The organism is Pedobacter sp. ASV28 (assembly GCF_016428855.1).
In the GTDB taxonomy this organism is placed as follows: domain Bacteria; phylum Bacteroidota; class Bacteroidia; order Sphingobacteriales; family Sphingobacteriaceae; genus Pedobacter.
The window spans coordinates 1-23412 of the sequence record NZ_JAELTN010000031.1; the positions used below are offsets into that span (position 1 = coordinate 1).

A 23412-nucleotide genomic window follows, 5' to 3' on the forward strand; every position below is an offset into this window, starting at 1 on the left:
CATTACGGCTGCATTCTTAAACAAAACAACAAAGGATCATGACAAAACGAGCTTGCAATATGATTATGCCAAAATAGGAAAAGTGTTAGACAGTATACTAATGCGTAATGGAGAGTCTTGGGAAAAAAGAAACTATAACCAATTGGAATTTAACTATACCAAAACATTCGATAAAGCGCATAAGAAATACACGATAGATATGCAGTACGATTTTTGGAATAGCGATAAGGACTGGAGTTTATTCACCCAAAAAACTTTCCCGGTAGCCACCTCCTTTCCTGGCATTAGAACCAGTTCCATTGGATCAAGCAAAGATTTTATGTTACAAACCGATTATATACACCCTTTAGATAGCATTGCCAATTTAGAGTTCGGTATTAAAATCGAAAAACGTAGTGTAACCAGTGCATATAAAGCCGAACAGCAAAACAATATAGATTGGGAAATACTGGACAGAATCAACAACCAGATTATTTATGATGAATTAATTGGTGGTGCCTATGTACAATTTAGCAACAAATGGAATAGAATAACTTACCAAGTTGGTTTAAGAACAGAATTGACCAAAACCGCTTTAGAAGATAAAGCAGGAACATTTAACGATACCAAAAAATACACAAGACTTTTTCCAACGCTTAACCTAACCTATCAGTTTGGTGCAAATACCACAATACAGGCTAGTTATAGCAAACGAATTAATAGGCCCTCCCTCTTTTCGTTATATCCTTTTAATGAATTGACCGATTTCAATGCCCAGTATGTAGGCAATCCAAATTTAAATCCTTCCTACGCTGATGTCATAGAATTCAGTTTTTTAAAAACCTGGCATAAACTAACCTTTAATCCCTCCTTATATTATCAGAACAATAGTGCCATTATCCAAGATTATACTTACAGAGACCTTAATGGAGTATTTATTACCACACCTATAAATATTGATAGAGAAACACGTAGCGGGCTAGAGCTTTCTGCCTTATATAGCCCTTATAAATTTTTACACCTAAGCATGGAAGTTAATGCCTATTATTTTAAGCAAAAAGGTTTCTATGTAGACCAGGATTTTTATCACAGTGGCAATATTTTAATCAGTAGGTTCAGCGTGCAAACGAAACTACCTGAAAAATTCAGTTTCCAATGTCGTTATAATTTTACCAGTGCGCAAAGTAATGCACAGAGTAGAGTGGCCAGTATTCATAATTTAGATTTTGGGATAAGCAAACTACTACTAAAAGACAAAGCTACCCTAATATTTGATGTCACTAATTTATTTGATTTGAAAAAATTTGAAACTAAAACAACTGGCAGCACCTACTTACTTTCACAAACCAATAGACCAAATGCAGCAAGGTATCGTTTAACCTTTATCCACAAATTTAACCTCAAAGAAAATCAAGGTGTTAGACAAGCAAAAACGGGCAATAGAAATTAAACTTTATTATCACCTTCCAGGTCTAGGGATCATCATTAAACTTTCATGGCCCTTTTCATCTACAGACTGTACCGCAAAAAAGTAATTGTCTTTTGAGTAGGCCAAAGTAGCCATGGGTTCTTTTACAAAAAACTTTCGTTCCCAAAATGGGCTGGTGGTTTCTCTCATTAATACATAGTAGCCATAAGGCTGTTTTCCTTTTGGCGCATCCCATTTCAATTGCGTTTTATTGGTCAATCCAGAGGTGACAACCACTACATTCTCTGGCTCTTGGGTTGATAAGCCCAGATTAGCCATTACCGACAAGTTCATTCTGGTTACCTTTTGCAGGTAGGTATAATCTACATATTCGGGTAAATCACCATACTTAAATCCATTCTCCGTTCTTATATCTTGATGTTGTCTATTAAAATCTTCGTTCATCTCTGTTACCCTAACGGCAGTAAAACCTTGTTGTGAAAACGGCGTATGATCACCACCTCTCAGATACCTGTCTCTTCGGTAAATCAATTTTACTTCGAGCTGGTCAACATATTTTTCGGCAATTTCTTTAATATACCGGGCAGCCTGTCTAGCCTTGCCATCATTTTCCGTACCCGCCGATTGACGGGCAGCGGCCTGTTCCTTCGTTTCTCCCGCTGGCACACCTTCACTAAAAACACGGACACTCTTATTATCTTTTATATCGGTCTCCATGCCATAAGAATTGCCAACAATATCATTATTCATTAATAAATGTACATTCCAACCCTCTTCTTTCGCCCGTTTGGCCAAATTGGTGGCTCCATACAAGCCCTGTTCTTCGCCTACGAAAGCCACAAATACCAAGGTGCCACTGAATTTGTATTTGCTCATGATACGGCACATTTCCAATACCGCAGCTACACCAGAGGCATCGTCATTAGCTCCAGGTGCAAAATCCTTAATGTTCATCACATCGGTAACCCTTGAATCATAATGTCCGGAAACCATCAACATCCGTTTATCTTCTGGATCGGTTCCCGGCAATATGGCCATTACATTCTTAAGGATAACAGGTTCTTTGATCCTTCTACCATCTGCTGGCTGCAAAAAAGTATCATAAGAAACCTGTAGTCTTCCCCCACTTGATTGGGCATATTTCTCGAACTCACTTTTTATCCAGGTACGTGCTGCCCCAATACCCGTAGTCTTACTTATGGTATCACTCAGGGTATGCCTGGTATGGAAAGAAACCAATCTCTTCACCAATACTTCGAGATTGGCTGCCGAAACCTCTCCAACCATCGTACTAATTTCGGGATCTTTGACTTCTGTTCTTTGGGCAGAAACCCTATCTGTTACCAAAAGGAATAAGAACATGAATAGGGACAGGTATTTATTTTTTATCATAAAAGCACGTGTAAAATTATGAATAGAAAGTTACAACTATTTAGCAATACCTGTAAATTCACACACTACATTGTTACTTAAACTAACTAATATATGATGATGAAAAAATTTATGATTGGCACATTGGCCGTGGCCTTTTACTTCTCTGCATTTGCACAAGAGCCCGTGAACACTGTGGCTGTGCAAAAGATAAGAGCCGAAGGCCTAGAAAAATCGAAGGTGATGGACATTGCCCATCAAATTACCGATGTAATTGGTCCCCGTTTGGCCAATTCTCCCGGCATTAAACGAGGGAGGGACTGGGCTGTTAAATATTTTACGGAATTAGGCCTTAAAAATGTAAAGCAGGAAAGCTGGGGAGATTTTGGAAAAGGCTGGTCGGTTGAAAAATATTATGCAGCAACTACCACACCGTTTTACAGACCGATTATCGGTTATCCTAAAGCTTGGACCCCGGGAACCAATGGTCCTATCAAATCTGAAGTGGTACTCATTAAAGCAGATACCGTGACCGATCTAGCTGCCTATAAAGGTAAACTAGCAGGCAAGATCGTGGTGATCGAATCGGTGTTAGTTCAGCCGCTTAAAAATTCTTATACCCCTGATGTAACCCGCTATACCGATGAAAAACTTGCGGAAATGGCAGCAGCAGAACCCGTAGCTCCGGGAGCTGGTCGTCCAGGTGGACGCGGAGGCAACAACCAAATGGCCATGATGATGAGGATGAGACAAAACAGGGCTGCTATTAACGAAGTGCTATTACAGGAAAAAGTAGGTTTAATCTTAACCTATGCCCGTGGTAGCTATGGCACCTTCTTTACCAGCAATGGGGCTTCTTATGCCCTAGATGCCAAACCTGTTTCACCAGAGCTGGAAGTTTCGGCCGAAGACTTCCTTCACATTCTACGTTTATTGCGCAGCGGGCAAAAAGTAGAGGTAGAAGCTGATATCAAGACTTCTTTCTATTCCCAAGATCCCAAAGGCTATAATGTAATTGCCGAAATTCCAGGTACCGACAAAAAACTGAAAGATGAAATCGTAATGCTTGGTGCCCACTTTGATTCATGGCACTCGGGAACCGGAGCCACCGACAATGCCGCTGGCTCTATCGTAATGATCGAAGTAATGCGAATTTTGAAAGCAATTAACTTCCAACCCAAAAGAACTATAAGAATTGCCCTTTGGGATGCCGAAGAACAAGGTTTACATGGTTCAAGGGGCTATGTAAAACAACACTTTGCCGATCCAACCAAAATGGAGTTATTGCCAGAACATGGCAAACTTAGTGCTTATTATAACTTAGATAATGGTACTGGTGCGGTTCGTGGTATTTATTTACAGGGTAATGCAGGTGCGAGAGATATTTTCCAGTCTTGGCTAAACCCATTTGCAGATTTAGGTGCTAAAACGGTAACCATTAGCAATACTGGTGGTACAGATCACCAAGCTTACGATGCTGTAGGCTTGCCCGGTTTCCAATTTATCCAAGATCCAATGGATTACAATACACGTACTCATCACACCAACCAAGATACTTATGACAGATTGGTAGAAGATGACCTCAAAAAATCGGCAACCATTATTGCCTCATTTGTATACCATACTGCTGAACGTGCAGAAAAAATTCCGCGTAAGGAGTTGCCAAAACCGGTTGCACCGAGGAATTAATTTATTTCTAATCTAAAAAATAATAAAAGCCACTTAAAAGTGGCTTTTATTATAATATGTAGCTTGTTCTCAGCAAAGTCTTCTAACATTTCAACTAAATTTATATGGTATGAATCAAAGCATAGATATTTGGGTTGGTATAATAATAATTCCCAAATTGGTCCCCTATTATTCGGTCATTATATAGGTCAAAAACAAAAGTCTTTATTTCTTTTTCAAATTTAACTTTTACGCTTACCTGCCCAGTTTTCATGGCAGAAAATTGTCCATCAATTGTAAAAGGCTCTGAGGCAAAAAAATCTTTTAATATCCCTTTGTTTAATTTATTGTCAACATTTAGCTGCCTTATCCCAACGTTAGAATTAATAAAGTTTCTAGATATCCTAACTTCCTCAACTTGATCTGCGGTTATTATCTTGAATACATTTCCATCATTAAACGTTATCATTTTCAGTTTTGTAAAGTGAGGTGTGGGAGCATTTATAGGGGTTGGCCTTCTGTCAGGGGTTGCGACTTGCCAAACAGAGCCATTCTCGAACCAAACTCGGGGTTCATTACTTGAATATGTAAATCCTGTTCTACCAGCAACCGGCTTACCTATGGCCTGGGCCAATAAAAATAAAAAGTCTGCGCCTCTTTCTCCCGCCCCGCTATGGCAAGAATAAATGTATATAATGGGGAAGTTTTTACCTTTTAGTTTTTCTAAAAAGGTTTTCCAATATAATTCATTCCAAGTGGTTATATAATTAGTTTTCCAGTCTTGCGCACCCGTTTGTCCAGAACCCGTTTCCAAGAACCCTTCATTACCATGTCCCCCAATGTTTAGGTTTCCATTTCCAAATAGTTCAATCTCATCTTTAGGATTAATCGCTTTATTAACTCTAGATAACCAATTGTTTACGGCCATTTCAGTGGTTGAATGACGCATGCACTGCCAAAATGCCCTCCCCATATTGTTATTTGCACCGTTATCTGGACCGCTTGACACAGTATTTTGATCTCCTATGCCTTTGTCCATAAGAGAATAAAAATGCTTATTTTGACCTTTTGTTTTCATATTATTTTATTTAATGGTTACATGACAATCTCCTTAGTTTACCATCAGATAAGAAAAAGAAGTATGATTAATCAAGCAAAAACCCTCTCCTTAAATGCCCACACCACCAACTGGTACGCATTTCTAAAACCCATCTTCTTCACCATATTTCTGCGATGGGTTTCAACGGTAAGCTTGCTGATAAAAAGCTCATTGGCGATTTCCTTATTGCTATAGCCCATGGAGATTAATTGCAAAACCTCGATCTCTCTGGGACTAATGGTATTTTGTAGCTGTTCTTCATTAATTTGAATTGTCATAGCTCTTTAGTTTTAACCAAAATTATTTAGCAGGAGCTATTTCTATTTAGGAGATATTACCCTAAATTACAGGGTGTTTTTACGGTATTGAGCATCTGTAAAAAGCGGTTACTTTGAAGAAATTAATAAACCATTTAAATTATCTAATATATAAACCATGATTATCAAACTAAACGACGGAGAAAAGTCACACACAGGAAAACCTTTTAAAAAAGACGAAGTAAAGGAAATGGTTAATGCATATAGAAAACTCATAGACCCCGATAAAGACTTAAAATTTGCACATTTCACTGTTTATGAGATACTGGAATTATTTGTAGACAATAAGATTATCCCAAAGGCAGTATTAAGTCAAATAAACAAGCCCAGTGCGACAACGGAATATGGTGTGAAAATTTATATTGGAAGGCACAGTACAGAAAGAACTTGTCCTACTGGTAGAATCAATGATTATTTAAACCGTAATACAGCAATTATATGCAATACTGAAATTCTTGGATTTAAGAAATATCTAGATATATTAGACAATACCAAGTCAATCTCAATGGCTGTTCCAGGACCCGGTGACGCTATAGACCAAGCTACGATATGTCCGCCCGATTGTCCTGAAGGCACATATACCGATCCTTCAGATGGTTATGATGTAGGTAACGCATAATGAGTTTATTAAAAATACCATTTTCTGTAATTATAGAATGGATGTGTTTCGTCGCATCTATTCTATTTATTCCTAAAAGAATATTTCCAAGGTATTGGAGAGCGTTTATTATATATTTAGGCATCTTAATTATCTTTGAGACCTACACTCATGTTGCGAGTAAAATGGCTACGGTTACAAGAAGCAATCACTCTTTGTATAACAGCTTCATGCTTGTTTATGCTTCTTTTCATATTTGGATATTTTCTAAAATAATTACACTGAAAAATATTAAAATAATATGCTCTTTATTAGCACTTGGGCTACTTGTTGGCTATATTTCCGAATGGCTATATCAAGGTTTCTATCTTTACTTTTACCGAACAAATACAGCTTTTAGTGGCATAATGGTACTACTCTGTATTATTTATTATTTTAGTTTATTTAAACAAGATGAATATCACGATCTTCTAAAAGATGCTACGTTTTGGTTCGTTACTGGCTGCTTAATTTTTTATGCTACCAATACTGCCGTAAACGCCTTTTTCGCAGAACTTATCCGTGTAAAGATAAAAGGACAGGTTTCTATACGTTATGCAATAATAAATATATTAAATATACTGATGTATAGCTGTTGGATAAAATCATTTCTATGCTTAAAGAACAAACAGATCTATACACGAGCATAATTCTTATCTCTCTTGTCTTTTTGATAATTGTGATTGGCCTTGTCATTTTGGTGACTACCTATTATAGAAAGAAAAGAATTCATTTAGACGAAAAAAAGCTGCTTCACCAAAAATTTGAAGCCGAGCTACTTAAATCTCAAATTGAAGTACAGGAACAAACCATGCAAACTATCGCTAGCAACCTGCACGACAATATTGGCCAACTGCTAAGCCTTACTAACTTAACCTTGGCTTCCATAAATATTGATGATCAAGAAAAAGCGAGCAAAAAAATTAATAACTCTACAGAGTTAGTAAACAAATCCATCAAAGAACTAAGAGAATTGGCTAAACTTTTACAGGGAGAAAAACTGCTCGAAAAAGGTATCGGCTACGCCCTTGCACAGGAAGTAGCTTGGCTTGAAAAATCTGAAATCTACCAAATTAACTTTACCAACCAACTTGAAGAGAATCTAGAAGATTCTGCCGAAAAGGACTTGATTATCCTAAGACTCTTTCAGGAAATCGTGAATAACATTATCAAACATGCCCAGGCTACCGAAATTATCATCAGCTTGGCACAACAACAAGGAAGCTTAGTCATAGTCATTAAAGAAAATGGCATTGGCTTTAATTATCACGACGTATCTAAAAACAGCAGTGGCGGGCTAGGTCTCCACACCATAGATAAGAGAGTAAAATTAATTGAAGGAACATTTCAAGTCGACTCAGAAATAGGCAAAGGAACTCAAATTACCTTAATCATACCCTACCCTTAAATTATGCAAGAAAAGATAAAAATAGCCTTAGTGGATGATCACACCCTATTCAGATCTGGTTTGGCGAGCCTGCTAAGTGAATTTGAGGAAATTACCATTGCTTTTGAGGCAACAAACGGTATTGATCTTCAAGCCAAAATAAAACACCATGAAGACATACAATTGATATTAATGGACATTAATATGCCCATTATGGATGGCTTTACCGCTACTAAATGGATGAAGGTAAATTATCCAGCTATCTATATCTTAGCCCTAAGCATGTTTGAAGATGAGAAGTCCATTATCAATATGATCAAAGCTGGTGCAAATGGCTATATGCTTAAAGAATCAAAATCTACAGAGCTACTGGTAGCCATCAAAACAATGATTGAGAAAGGATTCTATATCAATGAACTGGTTTCTGGTCGATTGCTGGTTTCCATGAAAAATAACGATTCCAAAGACACCCTTACCGAAAAAGAACTCGTCTTTCTACAACATTGCAGTACAGAACTAACCTATAAAGAAATTGCCAGTCTTATGAATGTAAGTCCACGTACGGTAGATAATTATCGCGAATCCTTATTTGCCAAGCTCAATCTCAAATCTAGAACTGGCCTAGTGGTTTATGGCATTAAAAATAATTTGATCAAAATTTAGTTGGGGTTGGGTTAACTGTTTAATTGGTTATTTGATTAGCTTGAAACATCAAATTAGCTAATTAACTGAGCAGGTCAAACGATTGGTGCCTATCAGGAATTTCAACATTCCTAAAACCAGCTGCCCTTAACCTTTCTTTAAAGTTCAACTGAACTTCATATTCACCATGAACAAGGAACAGTGTTTTCACCTTACCGGCATCTTGGCAGGACAGAAACTGTAGCAGGTCTTGATAATCGCCATGTGCACTCATGGATTCGATGCTTCGTACCTCGGCGTGCACATCAAACTTGTCTCCAAAAATACTGACTTGCTGTGCCCCATTTTTTAATCTACCGCCCAAGGAATTTGGCTCGCAATAACCAACCAACAATATGGTGTTCTTTTGATTTCCAATATTGTTTTTAATGTGGTGTTTAACCCTGCCAGCCTCAGCCATTCCAGAAGCTGAAATGATGATACAGGGATTTGGATCTGCATTTAGCGCAATAGATTCCGCTACGCTTTCCACGTAATGGAGGTTTTTAAAATCAAAAGGATTATCATCGATCTTTAGAACATCTAAAACATTATCATTATACCCTTCTGCATGTTTTTCCACAATTTGCGTGGCCTTTGCAGAGAGCGGGCTGTCTACATAAACCTTAACCTTGGGAAGCTGTCCTTTTAAATCAAGGTTATTTAAGATATAAAGCAATTCTTGGGTTCTACCCACACTAAAGGCAGGAATAATTACTTTTCCTTTTTTCTCTATACAGGTCTTGGTCACCACTTCCAACAAAGCGTGCTCGGTAGGTTGAGCATCCTTATGTAATTTATCCCCATAGGTAGATTCCAGCAGAATGTAATCGGCCTGCGGAAACGGTTGGGGCGAACGCAAAAGCAAATCTCCATATTGGCCTACATCACCACTAAAGCTCAACTTAGTAGTTTTTCCCCCTTCAATGATGGTTAAATGTACAGAGGCACTACCAATAATGTGGCCCGCATCTATAAATTTTAACCAAACCCCTTCCGTTATCTCAATTTCGCTTTGATAGTCGACTGCCACAAATAACGACATTGCCGCCCTTACATCATCTTCAACATACAATGCCTCTTCTAACGGCATCCCCCTTTTCAATAGCTTCTTATTTTTATAAGCTAAATCTCCAGCCTGTATTTTGGCCGAATCAAGAAGTAGAATTTGACTAAGTTCCATAGAGGCAGGCGTGGCATAAATCTGCCCCTTAAAGCCCTGATTTACTAACCGAGGAATCAAACCGCTGTGGTCGATATGCGCATGCGAGAGCACAAGATAATCTACTTCAGCAGGATCAAAACCAAAATGCTCGTTTAAGCTTTCTGTCTCCTGTCCCATGCCCTGAAACATACCACAGTCCAGTAAAATTTTAGTTCCGCTATCAAGCGTTAGCAAATGTTTGCTACCAGTTACATTTCTGGCTGCTCCATGAAAAGATATTTTCATCATTAGATTTATTTACTCAATAATAATGAAATATGTCGGAAAAGACTATAGGTGTAATTCATAAAACCTATATCCCGTAATCGGGCACCAGCAAAGACCCAACAAAAATAAAACACAGAAAATTTCAAAAACTAAACAATTAGTTATAAATTAGACTTAGATATCTAAAACTAGTTAGTGCTTTGCAAGGCCTGAACTTAAAAAACAACATCAAAATGGAAATTAAAGATTTGACAAAAGCAGAAGAGCAGTTAATGCAAATAGTTTGGCAGTTAAAGAGTGCTTTTGTAAAAGAAGTGATTGATTGCCTACCTGAACCAAAACCTGCCTATAACACTGTTTCAACTATCATAAGAATTCTGGAAGTAAAAGGGTTTATAGGACATGAAGCTTATGGAAAGGCCCATAAATATTTTCCTTTAATTTCTAGGGAAGAGTACAAAAGACATGCTACCGAAAAACTCTTGGGCAACTATTTCGAAAATTCGGTAGAAAGTATGTTCTCTTTCTTTGTAAAGGAGGAAAAGCTTGATCTGAGTGATGTGGATGAAATTTTAAAAATGATTAACAAATTTAAAAACAAACCTAAATGAGCTGGTCACACTATTTATTGCAAGTAAATATCTATTTGGTTGTTTTTTATGCCTTTTATAGGTTATTACTCACCAAAGAAACCTATTTCGTGTTAAATAGGGTCTACTTAATTTGTTCGGGCATTTTCTCGCTGGCCATTCCCTTTATACAGGTAGATTGGTTTAGCAAACAGGAAATTAGTCAGCAGATTTACGTGCAGGTTGAACAACTGAACCAGCTCATTAACCAAGGGCCAGTAGCTGCAGAAGCCAAAAGTTTTAACTGGGGCAGTATCATTGTACTTATTTATCTATTGGGAGTACTGTTTTTCCTAGGCCGCTTTATCATTCAACTGATCGGTGTAAAAAAAATGTTCAATGGACTTAAAAATGGTTTGGCTTTTTCTTTCTGGAATAAGAAAATAGTAGCTGATAACCTTCCTGGTGCCACAACTGTAAATCACCACGAAGACATCCACATTAAACAACTGCACACTTTCGACGTACTATTTTTCGAGTCCTTAGGTATACTCACTTGGTTCAATCCTATTATCTACCTCTATAAGGCTACGGTTAAAAGTATCCACGAATATTTAGCTGATGAAGCTGCTGCTAAATTTCAGGGCGATAAGGAGGCTTATTCCATGTTATTGCTTAACCAAGCTTTTGGCGTAAACGTTAATACCTTAACCAATGGTTTCCTTAAAAAATCAATGATTAAGAAGCGGATTTTTATGCTTTATAAAGAAAGATCCAGAAAAACAGCTATCGTGAAATATGGCATTTTCGTTCCTCTTTTTGCCTTAGCCCTATTACTTTCTTCTTCAACTATAAGAAAAAATGAACAGCTTTTGGCTGCAGCTGACCAAGTACCACTTGAAGATGCAAAAGCAACCGTAGCTGAAGTGTTGAATTTGACGCCACAAAAGTCGGTTGAAGTTGTTCTTGCTGAACCTATCGTAAGATTTCCACTGCCTAAGGGCACTAGGGCTGAAGATGGGATTAACTCATTTTATAAATATTTAGGTAATACGGTAAAATATCCTTCTTTAGCTGCCGAAAATAAAGTTCAAGGAAACTTAGTGATCACCTTTAAGGTAATTGACAAAAAAACCACGGACATTAAAATAGAAACCAAATTAGGTGCGGGCTGCGATGAGGAAATGGTTAAAAGGATAGAAGCCTATAAAGAAGGAGCGTTAAAAGACGGAAATTACAGCTTAAAAGTAGCTTTTATGCTTCAAGGTTCTTCGGCACCATTTATTAACGAAAAGGCAGAGAACAAAGCTAACTTCATCAGTTTAAACACTATTTCTATTGTTGGATATCCTTTCGAGCCCGACGAAGTATATAGCTTTGCGAGCTTAGAAAACCCTCCAAAATTCCCTGGAGGAGTTAATGATTTTTATAAATTTTTAGGCGACAATATTAAATATCCAGAAGAAGCCGCAAAGCAAGATATTGAAGGAAATGTTTTTGTGTCCTTTATTGTAGAAAAAGATGGCTCACTAAATGAGATTAAAATAGACAGGGGATTAGGATATGGTACAGACGAAGAAGCCGTGAGAATTTTAAAACTTAGTCCAAAATGGACACCAGGTACTCAAAACGGCAAAATCGTTCGCGTAAAGTATAATCTCCCAATTAAGTTTAGCCTAAATAAAAAACAAACTGGTACAATAAAAGGCATTAAATTCGAATCTCAGGAAGGCGCAATAAAGCTAACTGGAGACCAAATTGTGCTGAGAGGAAAAGACTTTGAAGACGGAAAATCACCTCTTTATGTTTTAGATGGTGAAATTTTGGAAAATGGAAGAATTAGTGGCATAGACGCTAAAACCATTGAAACTATCAACATTTTGAAAGATGATAGCGGGGTAGCGCTCTACGGCGAAAAAGCAAAAAATGGTGTGGTAATTATTACTACAAAAAATGCTGAAAAAGTAGTGACTGGAAGACCTAGTAAAAAACCAACTCAACGATAAAAATGAAGAAAATTGCGCTTATCTTATTGGTTTCGCTATTAGGGTACCACTTAGGTCAAGCCCAAACCACTAAAGATAAAGTACATTCTTTTGTTTCTATGAAAAATCCTCCAAAATTTCTAGGGGGCATGGCAAAGTTTTATAAGTATCTGGGCGAAAATATCAAATATCCCTAGCAGCCCACAAAAGACAATATACAAGGAAATGTCTTTATGTCTTTTGTGCTAGAAAAAGACGGATCGGTAAGGGATGTTAAAACATTGAGGGGATTAAGCACCGAAACCAACCAGGAAGCAGAAAGAGTTTTAAAGCTTAGCCCAAAGTGTAATCCCGGTATGCTAGACGGCAAAGCTGTTAGAGTAGTGTACAACCTTCCAATAAAGTTTGCCAACAAAGCCGGAAAATAAATCTCCTCCTTTAATATACAAGAACTAAAAATAAAAGCCCTCCCGACAAAATGTCGAGAGGGCTTTGTAATTTCTCCTCTGTCTCGGACAACTAAATTTAGTGAAAAATTTAGTGATTAGAAAATATAATCTTCATTAATAATGAATTACGACTGAAATTGCTTGCCTTTTACCTTACGTTCCTGCTCGGTCAAATAGATTTTACGTAATCGCATACTTGCTGGGGTTACTTCAATATATTCATCAGCTTGGATATATTCCATAGCTTCTTCCAAAGAGAACTTGATTGCCGGAGCAATACGGGTATTGTCGTCAGTACCAGACGCACGCATATTGGTTAATGCTTTACCTTTAACCACGTTTACGACTAAATCGTTATCACGGATGTGCTCGCCCATGATCTGTCCTTCATAAACATCCACTCCCGGATCCACAAAGAAACGACCACGATCCTGCAGCTTATCAATAGAATAGGCGGTAGTCATGCCTTTTTCCATAGAAATTAAAACCCCATTTAAACGACCAGGAATTGTACCTTTCCAAGGCTCATAAGCTTTGAAACGATGCGCCATAATGGCTTCGCCAGCAGTTGCAGTTAATACGTTATTACGCAAGCCAATGATACCACGGGCAGGAATTTCAAATTCTAAATGTTGTAAATCGCCTTTTGGCTCCATAATCAACAACTCGCCTTTACGCTGAGTTACCAATTCAATGACCTTACCAGCAACTTCACCTGGTACGTCTACAATTAAAGTTTCTATCGGCTCATGTTTTTTGCCATCAACTTCTTTAACGATAACCTGTGGCTGACCAACTTGTAGCTCGTAACCTTCACGACGCATGGTTTCGATTAAAACAGACAAGTGAAGAATACCACGACCATAAACCAACCAAGAGTCTGGAGAAGCTGTCTCCACCACTTTAAGGGCCAAGTTTTTTTCCATTTCCTTCATCAAACGGTCTTTGATACGTTGTGAAGTAACCAACTTACCTTCTTTACCAAAAAATGGAGAGTTGTTAATGGTAAACAACATGTTCATTGTTGGCTCATCAATGCTAATTACCGGTAGTTGTTCTGGCGCTTCAAAATCAGCAATAGTGTCACCAATATCGAAACCATCAATTCCCACAACTGCACAGATATCTCCAGATTTAACTTCAGTAGTTCTTACCTTGCCTAAACCCTCGAAAGTATATAATTCTTTTACCCTAGATTTTACCAATTTACCATCACGTTTAATTAAGGTAACGGGTTGGTTTTCTTTAATTACGCCCCTATGTACACGACCAATAGCAATACGACCCACGAATGAAGAATAATCCAAAGAAGTGATTTGCATTTGCAAAGTGCCATCGTTAACCGGTGCAGCTGGGATATGCTCTACAATAGCATCTAATAACGGGAAGAAATTATCTGTTGGCTGTTTGTAATCAGTACTCATCCAACCATTTTTAGAAGAACCGTAAATTACAGGAAAATCCAACTGCTCTTCAGTAGCTTCTAAGTTAAAGAACAACTCAAAAATTTGCTCATAAACTTCTTCTGGGCGACAGTTTTCTTTATCAACTTTGTTGACCACCACAATTGGCTTTAAACCTAAGGCCAAAGCTTTTTGTGTGACGAAACGAGTTTGGGGCATTGCTCCTTCAAATGCATCGCAAAGCAAAAGTACGCCATCGGCCATTTTCAAAACACGCTCTACCTCACCGCCAAAATCGGCGTGACCAGGAGTATCAATAATGTTGATTTTAACATCCTTATATTTTACCGAAACGTTTTTAGACACGATGGTAATACCACGTTCACGCTCTAAATCGTTGTTATCAAGAATTAAATCTCCAGTTTGCTCGTTGTCACGAAAAATAGAACAGGCATGTAAAATCTTGTCTACAGTAGTAGTTTTACCGTGGTCTACGTGGGCTATAATAGCTATATTTCTTATCTTTTGCATCGTATGCGATTGTATTTAAGGGCGCAAAGGTAGTAAAAAAAGCTTAAAACAGAAAGGAAAAAGCCAAACAATTGATGTTAAGTTTTTGTAAATCAACCGCATTACAAATTAATTACTATAGCCCTATACCGAAACGAAAAGCTACGCAGTAAACCGAGCATTAGCCCATTTAGCAAATCGTAATTTAATGCAGTAGCATACGTTATTCTGTTTAACTTCTGTATTGAGCTTAGTTTGAACCAATTCACATTGGCATTGGATAACCTGATATTGTCGCTTAAACATACTTTGGACCTCAGCATAGAAGAACATTAAAGTATACATTAAACGAAAGGATTTATAAAATCCGAGAAAGACTTTATGAATACAAAACAACCTTTTATACCTTAAAGACCAATCAATTAGGTCTTGAAATCCAACCTATCAAATCAGTCAAAAATCCAATTATCGCAAAAAACCATCAAGGAAATGTCAAATTATAATTTATTTCAAGTATTATTGAGGCAATTTAAACCAACCAAATACAAACTCATTCAGCAAATCTGTAACAGCTATTATGAACGAAAACATTATTAGTAATTATGCTAAACTGAAATCATCTTTATTTTATTTACCGCTATTTTTATTGATTTCAATTGTTGTTTTTTTATATATTCAAAACGCACTAAATGTTGAGGCATACACACAAATTCAAAAGAACTATTTCTTTTTTTTCAATTCGAAATTATCGCAACTTCCAAGTATACAATATAACCTTACCCAATTGGGCGATGTGTTAATTATTTTTTCGCTTTTAAGTATTTTTATTATATATGCTCCAAAAATGTGGGAGTCTCTAATATCAGCATCGCTTGTCTCGGCTTTACTTTCCGGCCTATTAAAAGCATTATTTGCCGTACCAAGACCTGCCGAGACATTGGACAACAAGAGTTTTGTTATTATTGGAAAAGCATGTTCTGGTTACAGCAGTTTGCCTTCTGGACACTCTATAACTGTTTTTACCACACTCACTATTTTGTTGTTCGGATTTATGCCCAAAGAACTGAAATTTAAAATTTTATGGTGTTTTTTGGCCATCATTACAGGATTGATTATTGTGTCTACGAGAGTAGGTGTAGGGGCACATTATCCCCTTGATGTTATTGTGGGAAGTATTATTGGGTATATTTCGGGACTTATAGGTATTTTTATCAACCAAAAATACAGCATATGGACTTGGATCGGCAACAGAAAATACTATCCAGTTTTTATTGTATTATTTTTAGTTTGCTGCTGCTTATTAGTAAACAAACTAATTGGTGATAATTTGATAATTTATTATTTGTCGTTAACAAGCCTAATTACTTCATTATATATAACCACTAATGTTCAAATTAAAAAACAAATTAAGTTTAAATCACTACGTATGGATAGCGAGCTTTCTTAATTTTTTATTATTTCATTACCCTTTTTTTTCCTTTGTCTTTAATAACCTTGACTATAAAAGTTTAAACGGCATTGCCATTATTATTAGTTTAATAATTCTAATGTTGGTTTTAAATGCTTTTGTTTTTTACCTGATATTTTTCCTGTCTCGAATTGTGGGGAAATCCCTATTGGTGTTATTTTTTATCCTTAATGCAATTGCTGTTTATTTTGTTAACACTTATGGTGTCATCATAGACGAGAGCATGATTGGCAATGTACTGAATACCAATTTTAAAGAGTCTAGTAGTTTTTTCTCTATAAAGCTGATCATTTATGTGGTTTTATTTGGTGTACTTCCCAGTGTTTACATCATAAAAACCAAAATAATAAACGTAACACTAAAAAAGTTTGCCATAACTTCTGCGCTTACCTTGTTATTTGTTGCCATTTTAATATTTGCCAATGCCAGCAATTGGTTATGGATTGATCAAAATTCAAAGCAATTAGGTGGCTTAGCAATGCCTTGGTCATATGTGGTAAATACTTCGCGTTTTTACATCCATAAACACCAGGAAAATGAAAAAGAGATATTATTGCCTAATGCCACAATAAAGGATAACAAAAAATCTATTGTGGTCCTAGTAATAGGAGAATCGGCAAGAAGCCAAAACTTTTCTTTATATGGATATGAGAAAGACACCAACCCCCTACTTGCTAAGGTGGAAAACTTATTCCCTTTCAAGGCAACCTCTTGTGCAACCTATACAACTGCAGGCCTAAAATGTATTTTAGAACACAAAAACACCGATGAATTATATGAAATTCTACCCAATTATTTATACAGAAATAATGTAGACGTTATCTGGAGAACTACAAACTGGGGAGAACCTCCAATTCATATTAAAAATTATCAAACTGGGGAAAACTTAGCTTCAAATTGCAAAGGCGTTGGCTGTAATTATGATGAAGTTCTTTTGACTGGCCTAAAAGAACAAATATTGGCTAGTAAAAACAATAAAATATTAATTGTTTTGCATACAAGCACAAGTCATGGACCAACGTACAGTAAAAAATACCCAGCTCAATTTGAAATTTTTAAACCTGTTTGTAATAGTGTGGAATTAGGAAATTGTTCTCACCAAGAACTCATCAATGCTTATGACAATACTATCGTTTACACAGACTATATACTCTACAATGTAATTGAAGATTTAAAACAATTGAAAGAATATAACAGCGCAATGCTTTTTGTTTCTGATCATGGAGAATCATTAGGAGAAAAAAACCTGTATATGCATGGACTACCCTTAAGCATTGCCCCCAAAGAACAATTTGATATTCCTTTTATGGTTTGGTTATCTGATGGCTCAAAACAACTTAAACCCAATAGAACAGTATCTCAGAACTATGTATTTCATAGTGTTCTAAATTTTTTAGGCATACAAAGCGCTATTTATGATGACAAAATGAGCATTTTTAAATAAGGAATATCCAATCGCGATTTCTTTAAAAACCTGCCATAGGACAAAGGGGTTCAAAAGACCGATGCAAACAATTGTTAAAATACGCATTAGATCATCTTAATGTTGAACGAGTTGAGTTTAAAACTTGCCTATACCTGCTCCAACCATTCCTCATAACTTATTACACCTAACTCGGGCTTTCCTTCGCCTTCCAACATGGCGATAAATTCTAAATCATGTCCATCAGGATCTTTAAAATAAATGGCAATTGCAGGCATCCAAGCAAAGACCATTGGCTTTTCACTGCCATCCTTCAGAAAATTATAAGGTTTTAAATTCCTTGTTTTTAAAAATGCCACAGATGTTTGCAACACGTCAACAACTTCACACCTAAAGGCAAAATGCCTTATATCAATCTGATTTTTAGGTTTTTCCCATAAACCAAGCATCGCACCCTTAGGTTCCCCAATCCAAAAAAATGCTACCCTACGCTCATCGGAATAATTACATTCAATTAGGCCTAGAACATTTTTATAAAAATCTATAGACCTTTCTAAATTCTCGACAAATAAGTGCGTTTCAAATAATCCTTTTATCATGCCATAAAATTACACGTTAATAAAGGTCAAAGAAAATCACTTATATCAATCTGCATATCGATTATATATATATATATATATCAACAATCTCAGCAAACCGGCGAACTATTATACTTAAAATTTCAACCCTAGCCCAAAGGTTCCAGTTACCATTCTTGTATCAAAGCCAATATTGTTCTTAAATACCGGCACAATGCCATAACTGCCTCTTAAATCTAAATAAAAAGTGGTCTTGCCAAGTTGTTGGGAACCAACCTGAACACCTATTAGGGGGCTAATATTGAGTTTATTCACGCCATGCAGGCTTTGATCTCGATTTGGTTGGCCATTACCTGGCCCAGAGGTGATGGTAGGATATTTCAAAGACACGTTACTGGAAACCAAAATACCTGGGGCTACCCCTCCATAAGCACTCAGATAAGTACTGGAACCATTTAAAAATTTATAGTTAATCATTATGGGCAACTCTAAATAATCGAGCTTGAATATATAATAATCATAAGCTTGTTGCCTACCCCCATTTGAATTTAGGCTAAGAACACTGTTGTTTTCCCTACGATAGGCATTCCCCCTACTATTGTAAAGCAATTCTGTCCCAACATTTAGCCTATTGCTTAGGTTATATTCGCCAACCAAACCAACTGCGATGGAGCCTCGAAAATAACTTTCGAAATCATTATAACCCATTGCATCAAATGTGGTCAGCATTTGTGCTTTATTGGTAAAAGCAGAAAAATTGATCCCCAATTTAAGACCAATCTTCAACTTAGTCTTCTCTTGTGAAAATGAATTAAGGGACAGCAGCAGTAAAAAACTGAAAATTTTTGATTTCATTGAACCTATATTTAGATGGTTAAGCCGCAAAAATAAATCTTACATCATGACTAAACAATAGGAAAATCAGTACCATAAAAAAAGCCCCGAATTGGGGCCTTTCTATTAATTAGCCATGAAAAACTAAGGCATTAGTACGGTATCAATTACATGTATAACCCCATTAGATTGGTTAACATCGGCTATAGTTACTTTTGCATCATGACCTTTTGCATCCCTTACATACAAATCTTTACCTTTTGTCCAGAATGTAAGATTTTCACCCTCAACAGTTTTCATAGTTGCTTTTCCTCCGCCTTTTTTAACTGCTTCCCAAATGGCCTTTGCACTATAGTTTCCAGCAAGAACATGATAGGTAAGAATCTTGGTTAGCATGGCTTTATTTTCTGGCTTAACCAATGTTTCAACAGTGCCTTTAGGCAATTTATCAAAAGCGGCATTAGTTGGTGCAAACACCGTAAAAGGTCCTTTTGAAGATAGGGTTTCTACCAAACCTGCGGCTTTTACCGCTGCCACAAGTGTAGTATGGTCTTTTGAGTTTACCGCATTTTCAATAATATTTTTTGAAGGGTACATGGCTGCACCACCCACCATTACTGTCTTTTCTTTCGACTTCATCGACTGTGCACTTACTTGTCCTGCCAACAAAAGGCTAAAAGAAACAGCTCCAAGAGCAATAAATTTTGTTAGATTTTTCATTTTCTTACGTTTTTAATGATTTAGTAATTTTTGATTTCTGAAACATTTACGAGAACTATTTTGCTTCGGTTTTTCCTTTCTTCATTTTTTCGAACTGGCAGCGCTGAACAAGGTCGAACGACATTTAAAACATTAATTGAAAACAATTGATATAAAGTGCCTTTCATTCATTTTATTTTATATTTTTGTTTTAATAAGTATATACTTTTTGAATACAAGCATAAAATTATCAGAAGAACAACTGATCTCCTTACTACTTAAAAAGGATGAAAAGGGATTTAATTATCTATATGATAATTATGCTGCTGCCCTATTTGGCGTAATTACCAGAATGGTCAGTTCAAAAGAATATGCGGATGAAATCATGCAGGATGTATTTGTAAAGATTTGGAAAAACATCGCACAATTTGACCCTGAAAAAGGCCGTCTTTATACTTGGATGTTAAATCTTGCCCGCAATACCTCTATTGATTATCTAAGATCTAAAGGCTTTCAAAACGAACAAAAAAACCAAAGTATTCCAGAATCCGTAAATGATAGCGAACATTATTCCATCATCTCGGATGTGGACAATATTGGAGTTAAAAACATTTTGCTGCAATTAAGACCAGAATGGAGAGAGTTGATTGATTTGGCCTATTACAAAGGGTATACCCAACAGGAAATAGCGGAAAGGCTGGACATCCCTATAGGCACAATCAAAACACGAACAAGGAATGCGTTAATTGAATTGAAAAAACTATTAAAAGATCATCAATAAATTGGATATTAAAGAATACATATCATCTGGCATTATTGAAGCCTATGTAATGGGATTAGCATCTGAAGAAGAAGTGGGTATATTGATGTGCGTACAGAAAAACAATCCAGAAGTTAAACAAGCCATCTTAGAGGCAGAAAAAACACTGGAAGATTTCAACAGCAGGCACGCAATCAATCCTCCAGAAGAACTAAAATCTGCTATCTGGGCCAAGATCAGTGCCGAAGGTGAAGAGGCTTCTGCTCAACAAAGTTCTGATGATAGTTTAACTGAAGACCACATTATCCCATTAAATCAAGAAATTAAACCTATAAACACGGTAAATCTGTCTCTAAAATGGCTATCTATTGCAGCTTCTGTCCTATTGATCGTCAGTATATCACTTAACCTATATTTCAGAAGCAGTCAAAACAATTATCAGGCCCAGCTTCTTGACCTTCAAAAGAAACAACAAAATACCGATATAGCTTATAATGCCCTTAAAATTAAATGGGATATTGCTAATCACCCCAACATGAAGACTATTCAGCTATTGGGCGTAGAAAAGCATCCAAATATGAAAGCAATGGTGTATATGGATAAGAGTTCCAATGAGGTTTATCTTAGCTTGGAGAATTTACCATCTCCTCCTAAAGACCAAGAATATCAGCTTTGGGCCATAGTAGATGGGAAACCTACTAGTATGGGCGTATTTGACCAAGAATCTACCGAAGCCGTTCAAAAAATGGTTACCGTGACCAATGCCCAAGCCTTTGCCATTACGTTAGAAAAGAAAGGGGGTAGCGAAGTGCCTACTTTAGAGAATATGTATGTAATGGGAAAAGTTTAATCCGTAAATCTTATTTAACCTAAGTTCGAATTAAGTGAACTTAGCGGCTGTCTAAATTTCACGTCATCATCATGGTCCCGAATATTTTGGGTATGCACTACTTGTTCCGATGTATCGAAATGATGACCATTTGTTATGCCATTATTTAGCTTTTCCCGAAAGCCCAAATCAGAAATTTGGGCATGGCCTTTGTCCAAGTGGGCACATCATGTTTCCCACCAACCATTTCGTAATAGAAAATATCATCTGGCCTACTGTACGTTTTTTTCAACAACTCCTTTACTACATCAATCGTGTCATCTATAGAATCGATAATAAAGTTTTGATTTCGATCTGCTTTTTCATCTTCGGTTCCCGTCATCAACCAGAACTTAAGACTAGGCTTGCCTTTAGTTTTACGAATCATCTCATGTAAAATTCGATCATTATCGGTGTAACCATCGCTCAAATCTCTTTTCCTCCACCAAAAAGAACCAGAAAAAACACCAACCATATCAAAAATCCCATCGTGCTTCCAAGCAATATCGAATGCGGTTAATCCACCTAAAGAAAAACCGGCAAAAGCGGTCTTTCCTTTGATCTTTACTGGAATTTCACTTTTCACAAACGGCAATAGTTCATGAACGATAAAGCCCGCATATAACTCTGCCTTACTTCCCCTTTGTTTAAAGTCTGGCTCTCCAGCTATACCATATTCAAGCAATCTATCTTTTCCCGCCTTTATGCCCACCACCACTACAGGATCTATTTTCCACTTTTCATACAATGAGTCCAGTATCTCTTCCATGCCCATTTCTGCCAAATCCTGCCCATCGTTCACCAACAGCAGGTTAACATACTCGTTTCCTAATAAATTTTCGGGCAGGTAGATCTCCAATTCCACCTCTCTTTCTAGATATTTAGATTTTATAGAATGTATACTTTTGATGGCCGTTGGTAATAAAAGGGTGCTATACATAAATTATCTGCTCACAAATCAGCAACAAAGGTACAACTCTGTTTAAAAAACCTGTGGCACTATATGGAATTTTTACTTAAACAGGTAGATTCCATTTAAAAAAACCTTTGATTTCTTTGGGATTGGAAATCATTTATTTATATTAAAACATCTAATTATTGTGCCCATGAAAGAAGAACTGAAAAGATGGTACAGTCCTAGCTTAAATAAGGATATTGAGACACTTGTTTTTGGATATGGAGGCCATCCCATTATCCTATTTCCCACAAGCATGGGTCGATATTACGAGAACAAGGATTTTAAATTGATCGAATCCGTTCAAAATTTTATTAACGAAGGAAAGATTAAGATTTATTGTCCAGACAGTATCGATTCGATGAGCTGGTACAACAAGAATATCCCCCCTGCCCATAGGGTGAAAAACCATATTTGGTATGATAAGTTTTTACTGGAGGAACTCACTCCCTTAATCAAATCTGAAACAGGTTCTTCACAACTCATTACAGCAGGATGTAGCTTTGGCGGTTATCATGCTGCCAATTTTGCCTTCCGACACCCTTGGTTAGTTAGCCATTTATTTAGCATGAGTGGTGCTTTTGACATCAAAGGCCAGTTAGATGGCTTTTATAATGACGACGTTTATTTTAATAATCCTGTCGATTATTTGCCCAACAACATCAATCCTGAACTTTGGCAAATGAAAATTGTATTGGGCACTACAGATAGGGACCTGTGCAGACCTGATAACGAACGTTTATCCGCAATTCTCCACCAGAAAGGCATTAACCATTGGTTAGATATACGGGCCAATGCCGATCACGACTGGCCAATATGGCGAGATATGTTCCCCGAATATATTTATCAAATTTAACTAGTTGTTGTGTATTAGCAAGCTAGAAAAACAATTAAACAGTTAACCAATTACT

Annotated in this window: 23 protein-coding genes; 14 read left to right on the forward strand and 9 right to left on the reverse strand. The window is 36.8% G+C overall.

From position 1 onward, the window contains the following. On the forward strand, positions 1 to 1429 hold a 1429-nt coding region (locus JHD79_RS12630), incomplete at its 5' end, for an outer membrane beta-barrel family protein (RefSeq protein WP_199119603.1). 9 nt (positions 1430 to 1438) lie between these two features. On the opposite strand, the gene JHD79_RS12635 is transcribed toward JHD79_RS12630, so the two are convergent. Next, complete coding sequence (locus JHD79_RS12635) at positions 1439 to 2800, reverse strand: M20/M25/M40 family metallo-hydrolase (RefSeq protein ID WP_233164683.1); 1362 nt, start codon at positions 2798 to 2800, stop codon at positions 1439 to 1441. Between the two features lie 93 nt (positions 2801 to 2893). On the opposite strand from JHD79_RS12635, the gene JHD79_RS12640 reads away from it, so the two are divergent. Then, on the forward strand, positions 2894 to 4468 hold the full coding sequence (locus JHD79_RS12640) for a M20/M25/M40 family metallo-hydrolase (RefSeq protein WP_233164684.1): 1575 nt from the start codon (positions 2894 to 2896) through the stop codon (positions 4466 to 4468). Between the two features lie 100 nt (positions 4469 to 4568). On the opposite strand, the gene JHD79_RS12645 is transcribed toward JHD79_RS12640, so the two are convergent. Together JHD79_RS12645 and JHD79_RS12650 are read right to left on the reverse strand one after the other, a co-directional pair. Continuing rightward, entirely contained in the window at positions 4569 to 5525 is a 957-nt protein-coding gene (locus JHD79_RS12645) for a hypothetical protein (RefSeq protein WP_199119604.1), read from the reverse strand. A 71-nt stretch (positions 5526 to 5596) separates the two neighbouring features. Next, on the reverse strand, positions 5597 to 5824 hold the full coding sequence (locus JHD79_RS12650; RefSeq protein ID WP_199119605.1) for a response regulator transcription factor: 228 nt from the start codon (positions 5822 to 5824) through the stop codon (positions 5597 to 5599). Positions 5825 to 5981: 157 nt separating this feature from the next. Between JHD79_RS12650 and JHD79_RS12655 the strand changes: the two genes are divergently transcribed. The 3 genes from JHD79_RS12655 to JHD79_RS12665 all read left to right on the forward strand — a co-directional run bounded on the left by JHD79_RS12655 (position 5982) and on the right by JHD79_RS12665 (position 8550). Further along, complete coding sequence (locus tag JHD79_RS12655; RefSeq protein WP_199119606.1) at positions 5982 to 6482, forward strand: hypothetical protein; 501 nt, start codon at positions 5982 to 5984, stop codon at positions 6480 to 6482. 631 nt (positions 6483 to 7113) lie between these two features. Next, entirely contained in the window at positions 7114 to 7908 is a 795-nt protein-coding gene (locus tag JHD79_RS12660; RefSeq protein ID WP_199119607.1) for a sensor histidine kinase, read from the forward strand. 3 nt (positions 7909 to 7911) lie between these two features. Further along, the gene (locus tag JHD79_RS12665) at positions 7912 to 8550 is read left to right on the forward strand and encodes a response regulator transcription factor (protein WP_233164685.1); all 639 of its coding nucleotides are present in this window, start codon (positions 7912 to 7914) and stop codon (positions 8548 to 8550) included. Between the two features lie 61 nt (positions 8551 to 8611). On the opposite strand, the gene JHD79_RS12670 is transcribed toward JHD79_RS12665, so the two are convergent. Then, positions 8612 to 10021 (reverse strand): MBL fold metallo-hydrolase RNA specificity domain-containing protein, encoded by a 1410-nt coding sequence (locus JHD79_RS12670; protein WP_370583332.1) that lies wholly within the window; start codon positions 10019 to 10021, stop codon positions 8612 to 8614. Positions 10022 to 10233: 212 nt separating this feature from the next. Here JHD79_RS12670 and JHD79_RS12675 point away from each other — a divergent pair, with 212 nt between their 5' ends. From JHD79_RS12675 to JHD79_RS12690, 4 genes are read left to right on the forward strand one after another with little or no spacing between them, the layout of a single operon-like run. Next, positions 10234 to 10611, forward strand: a complete 378-nt coding sequence (locus JHD79_RS12675; RefSeq protein WP_199119608.1) for a BlaI/MecI/CopY family transcriptional regulator — start codon at positions 10234 to 10236, stop codon at positions 10609 to 10611. Further along, positions 10608 to 12575, forward strand: coding sequence for a M56 family metallopeptidase (locus JHD79_RS12680; protein ID WP_199119609.1), 1968 nt, complete (start codon positions 10608 to 10610; stop codon positions 12573 to 12575). The genes JHD79_RS12675 and JHD79_RS12680 overlap by 4 nt, the downstream gene beginning before the upstream one ends. A gap of 2 nt (positions 12576 to 12577) precedes the next feature. Beyond that, on the forward strand, positions 12578 to 12751 hold the full coding sequence (locus tag JHD79_RS12685; RefSeq protein ID WP_199119610.1) for a hypothetical protein: 174 nt from the start codon (positions 12578 to 12580) through the stop codon (positions 12749 to 12751). Positions 12752 to 12769: 18 nt separating this feature from the next. Then, positions 12770 to 12982 carry an energy transducer TonB gene (locus JHD79_RS12690; RefSeq protein ID WP_370583334.1) on the forward strand — a complete coding sequence of 71 codons (213 nt, stop codon included), beginning with the start codon at positions 12770 to 12772 and terminating at the stop codon, positions 12980 to 12982. 146 nt (positions 12983 to 13128) lie between these two features. Here JHD79_RS12690 and typA read toward each other — a convergent pair whose 3' ends face one another. Further along, a complete protein-coding gene (gene typA / locus JHD79_RS12695; protein WP_199119612.1) occupies positions 13129 to 14937 on the reverse strand; it encodes a translational GTPase TypA in 1809 nt (602 codons plus the stop codon). 823 nt (positions 14938 to 15760) lie between these two features. On the opposite strand from typA, the gene JHD79_RS12700 reads away from it, so the two are divergent. After that, positions 15761 to 16363 carry a phosphatase PAP2 family protein gene (locus JHD79_RS12700; protein WP_233164686.1) on the forward strand — a complete coding sequence of 201 codons (603 nt, stop codon included), beginning with the start codon at positions 15761 to 15763 and terminating at the stop codon, positions 16361 to 16363. Continuing rightward, positions 16302 to 17828, forward strand: a complete 1527-nt coding sequence (gene eptA / locus JHD79_RS12705; RefSeq protein WP_199119614.1) for a phosphoethanolamine--lipid A transferase EptA — start codon at positions 16302 to 16304, stop codon at positions 17826 to 17828. The genes JHD79_RS12700 and eptA overlap by 62 nt, the downstream gene beginning before the upstream one ends. A 128-nt stretch (positions 17829 to 17956) precedes the next feature. On the opposite strand, the gene JHD79_RS12710 is transcribed toward eptA, so the two are convergent. The 3 genes from JHD79_RS12710 to JHD79_RS12720 all read right to left on the reverse strand — a co-directional run bounded on the left by JHD79_RS12710 (position 17957) and on the right by JHD79_RS12720 (position 19939). Next, a complete protein-coding gene (locus tag JHD79_RS12710) occupies positions 17957 to 18406 on the reverse strand; it encodes a VOC family protein (protein WP_199119615.1) in 450 nt (149 codons plus the stop codon). A gap of 114 nt (positions 18407 to 18520) precedes the next feature. Beyond that, positions 18521 to 19240: a porin family protein gene (locus JHD79_RS12715; RefSeq protein ID WP_199119616.1), complete on the reverse strand. Its 720-nt coding sequence runs from the start codon at positions 19238 to 19240 to the stop codon at positions 18521 to 18523. Positions 19241 to 19363: 123 nt separating this feature from the next. Next, the gene (locus JHD79_RS12720) at positions 19364 to 19939 is read right to left on the reverse strand and encodes a fasciclin domain-containing protein (protein WP_199119617.1); all 576 of its coding nucleotides are present in this window, start codon (positions 19937 to 19939) and stop codon (positions 19364 to 19366) included. Between the two features lie 208 nt (positions 19940 to 20147). Here JHD79_RS12720 and JHD79_RS12725 point away from each other — a divergent pair, with 208 nt between their 5' ends. Beyond that, positions 20148 to 20699, forward strand: coding sequence for an RNA polymerase sigma factor (locus tag JHD79_RS12725; RefSeq protein ID WP_199119618.1), 552 nt, complete (start codon positions 20148 to 20150; stop codon positions 20697 to 20699). Between the two features lies 1 nt (position 20700). Then, a complete protein-coding gene (locus JHD79_RS12730; RefSeq protein WP_199119619.1) occupies positions 20701 to 21528 on the forward strand; it encodes an anti-sigma factor domain-containing protein in 828 nt (275 codons plus the stop codon). Between the two features lie 145 nt (positions 21529 to 21673). On the opposite strand, the gene JHD79_RS12735 is transcribed toward JHD79_RS12730, so the two are convergent. Further along, entirely contained in the window at positions 21674 to 22486 is an 813-nt protein-coding gene (locus JHD79_RS12735) for an esterase family protein (protein WP_199119620.1), read from the reverse strand. Between the two features lie 166 nt (positions 22487 to 22652). On the opposite strand from JHD79_RS12735, the gene JHD79_RS12740 reads away from it, so the two are divergent. Next, positions 22653 to 23357: an esterase family protein gene (locus tag JHD79_RS12740; protein ID WP_199119621.1), complete on the forward strand. Its 705-nt coding sequence runs from the start codon at positions 22653 to 22655 to the stop codon at positions 23355 to 23357. The last annotated feature ends 55 nt before the right edge of the window (positions 23358 to 23412 follow it).

What these genes read in the sequence shown, in the direction of transcription:
- JHD79_RS12700 (WP_233164686.1), top strand. Translation starts at nt 15,761, where the DNA reads ATGTGGGAGTCTCTAATATCAGCATCGCTTGTCTCGGCTTTACTTTCC.
- JHD79_RS12680 (WP_199119609.1), top strand. Translation starts at nt 10,608, where the DNA reads ATGAGCTGGTCACACTATTTATTGCAAGTAAATATCTATTTGGTTGTT.
- eptA (WP_199119614.1), top strand. Translation starts at nt 16,302, where the DNA reads ATGTTCAAATTAAAAAACAAATTAAGTTTAAATCACTACGTATGGATA.
- JHD79_RS12675 (WP_199119608.1), top strand. Translation starts at nt 10,234, where the DNA reads ATGGAAATTAAAGATTTGACAAAAGCAGAAGAGCAGTTAATGCAAATA.
- JHD79_RS12710 (WP_199119615.1), bottom strand. Translation starts at nt 18,406, where the DNA reads ATGATAAAAGGATTATTTGAAACGCACTTATTTGTCGAGAATTTAGAA.
- JHD79_RS12715 (WP_199119616.1), bottom strand. Translation starts at nt 19,240, where the DNA reads ATGAAATCAAAAATTTTCAGTTTTTTACTGCTGCTGTCCCTTAATTCA.
- JHD79_RS12660 (WP_199119607.1), top strand. Translation starts at nt 7,114, where the DNA reads ATGCTTAAAGAACAAACAGATCTATACACGAGCATAATTCTTATCTCT.
- JHD79_RS12635 (WP_233164683.1), bottom strand. Translation starts at nt 2,800, where the DNA reads ATGATAAAAAATAAATACCTGTCCCTATTCATGTTCTTATTCCTTTTG.
- JHD79_RS12645 (WP_199119604.1), bottom strand. Translation starts at nt 5,525, where the DNA reads ATGAAAACAAAAGGTCAAAATAAGCATTTTTATTCTCTTATGGACAAA.
- JHD79_RS12655 (WP_199119606.1), top strand. Translation starts at nt 5,982, where the DNA reads ATGATTATCAAACTAAACGACGGAGAAAAGTCACACACAGGAAAACCT.
- JHD79_RS12735 (WP_199119620.1), bottom strand. Translation starts at nt 22,486, where the DNA reads ATGTATAGCACCCTTTTATTACCAACGGCCATCAAAAGTATACATTCT.
- JHD79_RS12640 (WP_233164684.1), top strand. Translation starts at nt 2,894, where the DNA reads ATGATGATGAAAAAATTTATGATTGGCACATTGGCCGTGGCCTTTTAC.
- JHD79_RS12665 (WP_233164685.1), top strand. Translation starts at nt 7,912, where the DNA reads ATGCAAGAAAAGATAAAAATAGCCTTAGTGGATGATCACACCCTATTC.
- JHD79_RS12685 (WP_199119610.1), top strand. Translation starts at nt 12,578, where the DNA reads ATGAAGAAAATTGCGCTTATCTTATTGGTTTCGCTATTAGGGTACCAC.
- JHD79_RS12670 (WP_370583332.1), bottom strand. Translation starts at nt 10,021, where the DNA reads ATGATGAAAATATCTTTTCATGGAGCAGCCAGAAATGTAACTGGTAGC.
- JHD79_RS12740 (WP_199119621.1), top strand. Translation starts at nt 22,653, where the DNA reads ATGAAAGAAGAACTGAAAAGATGGTACAGTCCTAGCTTAAATAAGGAT.
- typA (WP_199119612.1), bottom strand. Translation starts at nt 14,937, where the DNA reads ATGCAAAAGATAAGAAATATAGCTATTATAGCCCACGTAGACCACGGT.
- JHD79_RS12650 (WP_199119605.1), bottom strand. Translation starts at nt 5,824, where the DNA reads ATGACAATTCAAATTAATGAAGAACAGCTACAAAATACCATTAGTCCC.
- JHD79_RS12720 (WP_199119617.1), bottom strand. Translation starts at nt 19,939, where the DNA reads ATGAAAAATCTAACAAAATTTATTGCTCTTGGAGCTGTTTCTTTTAGC.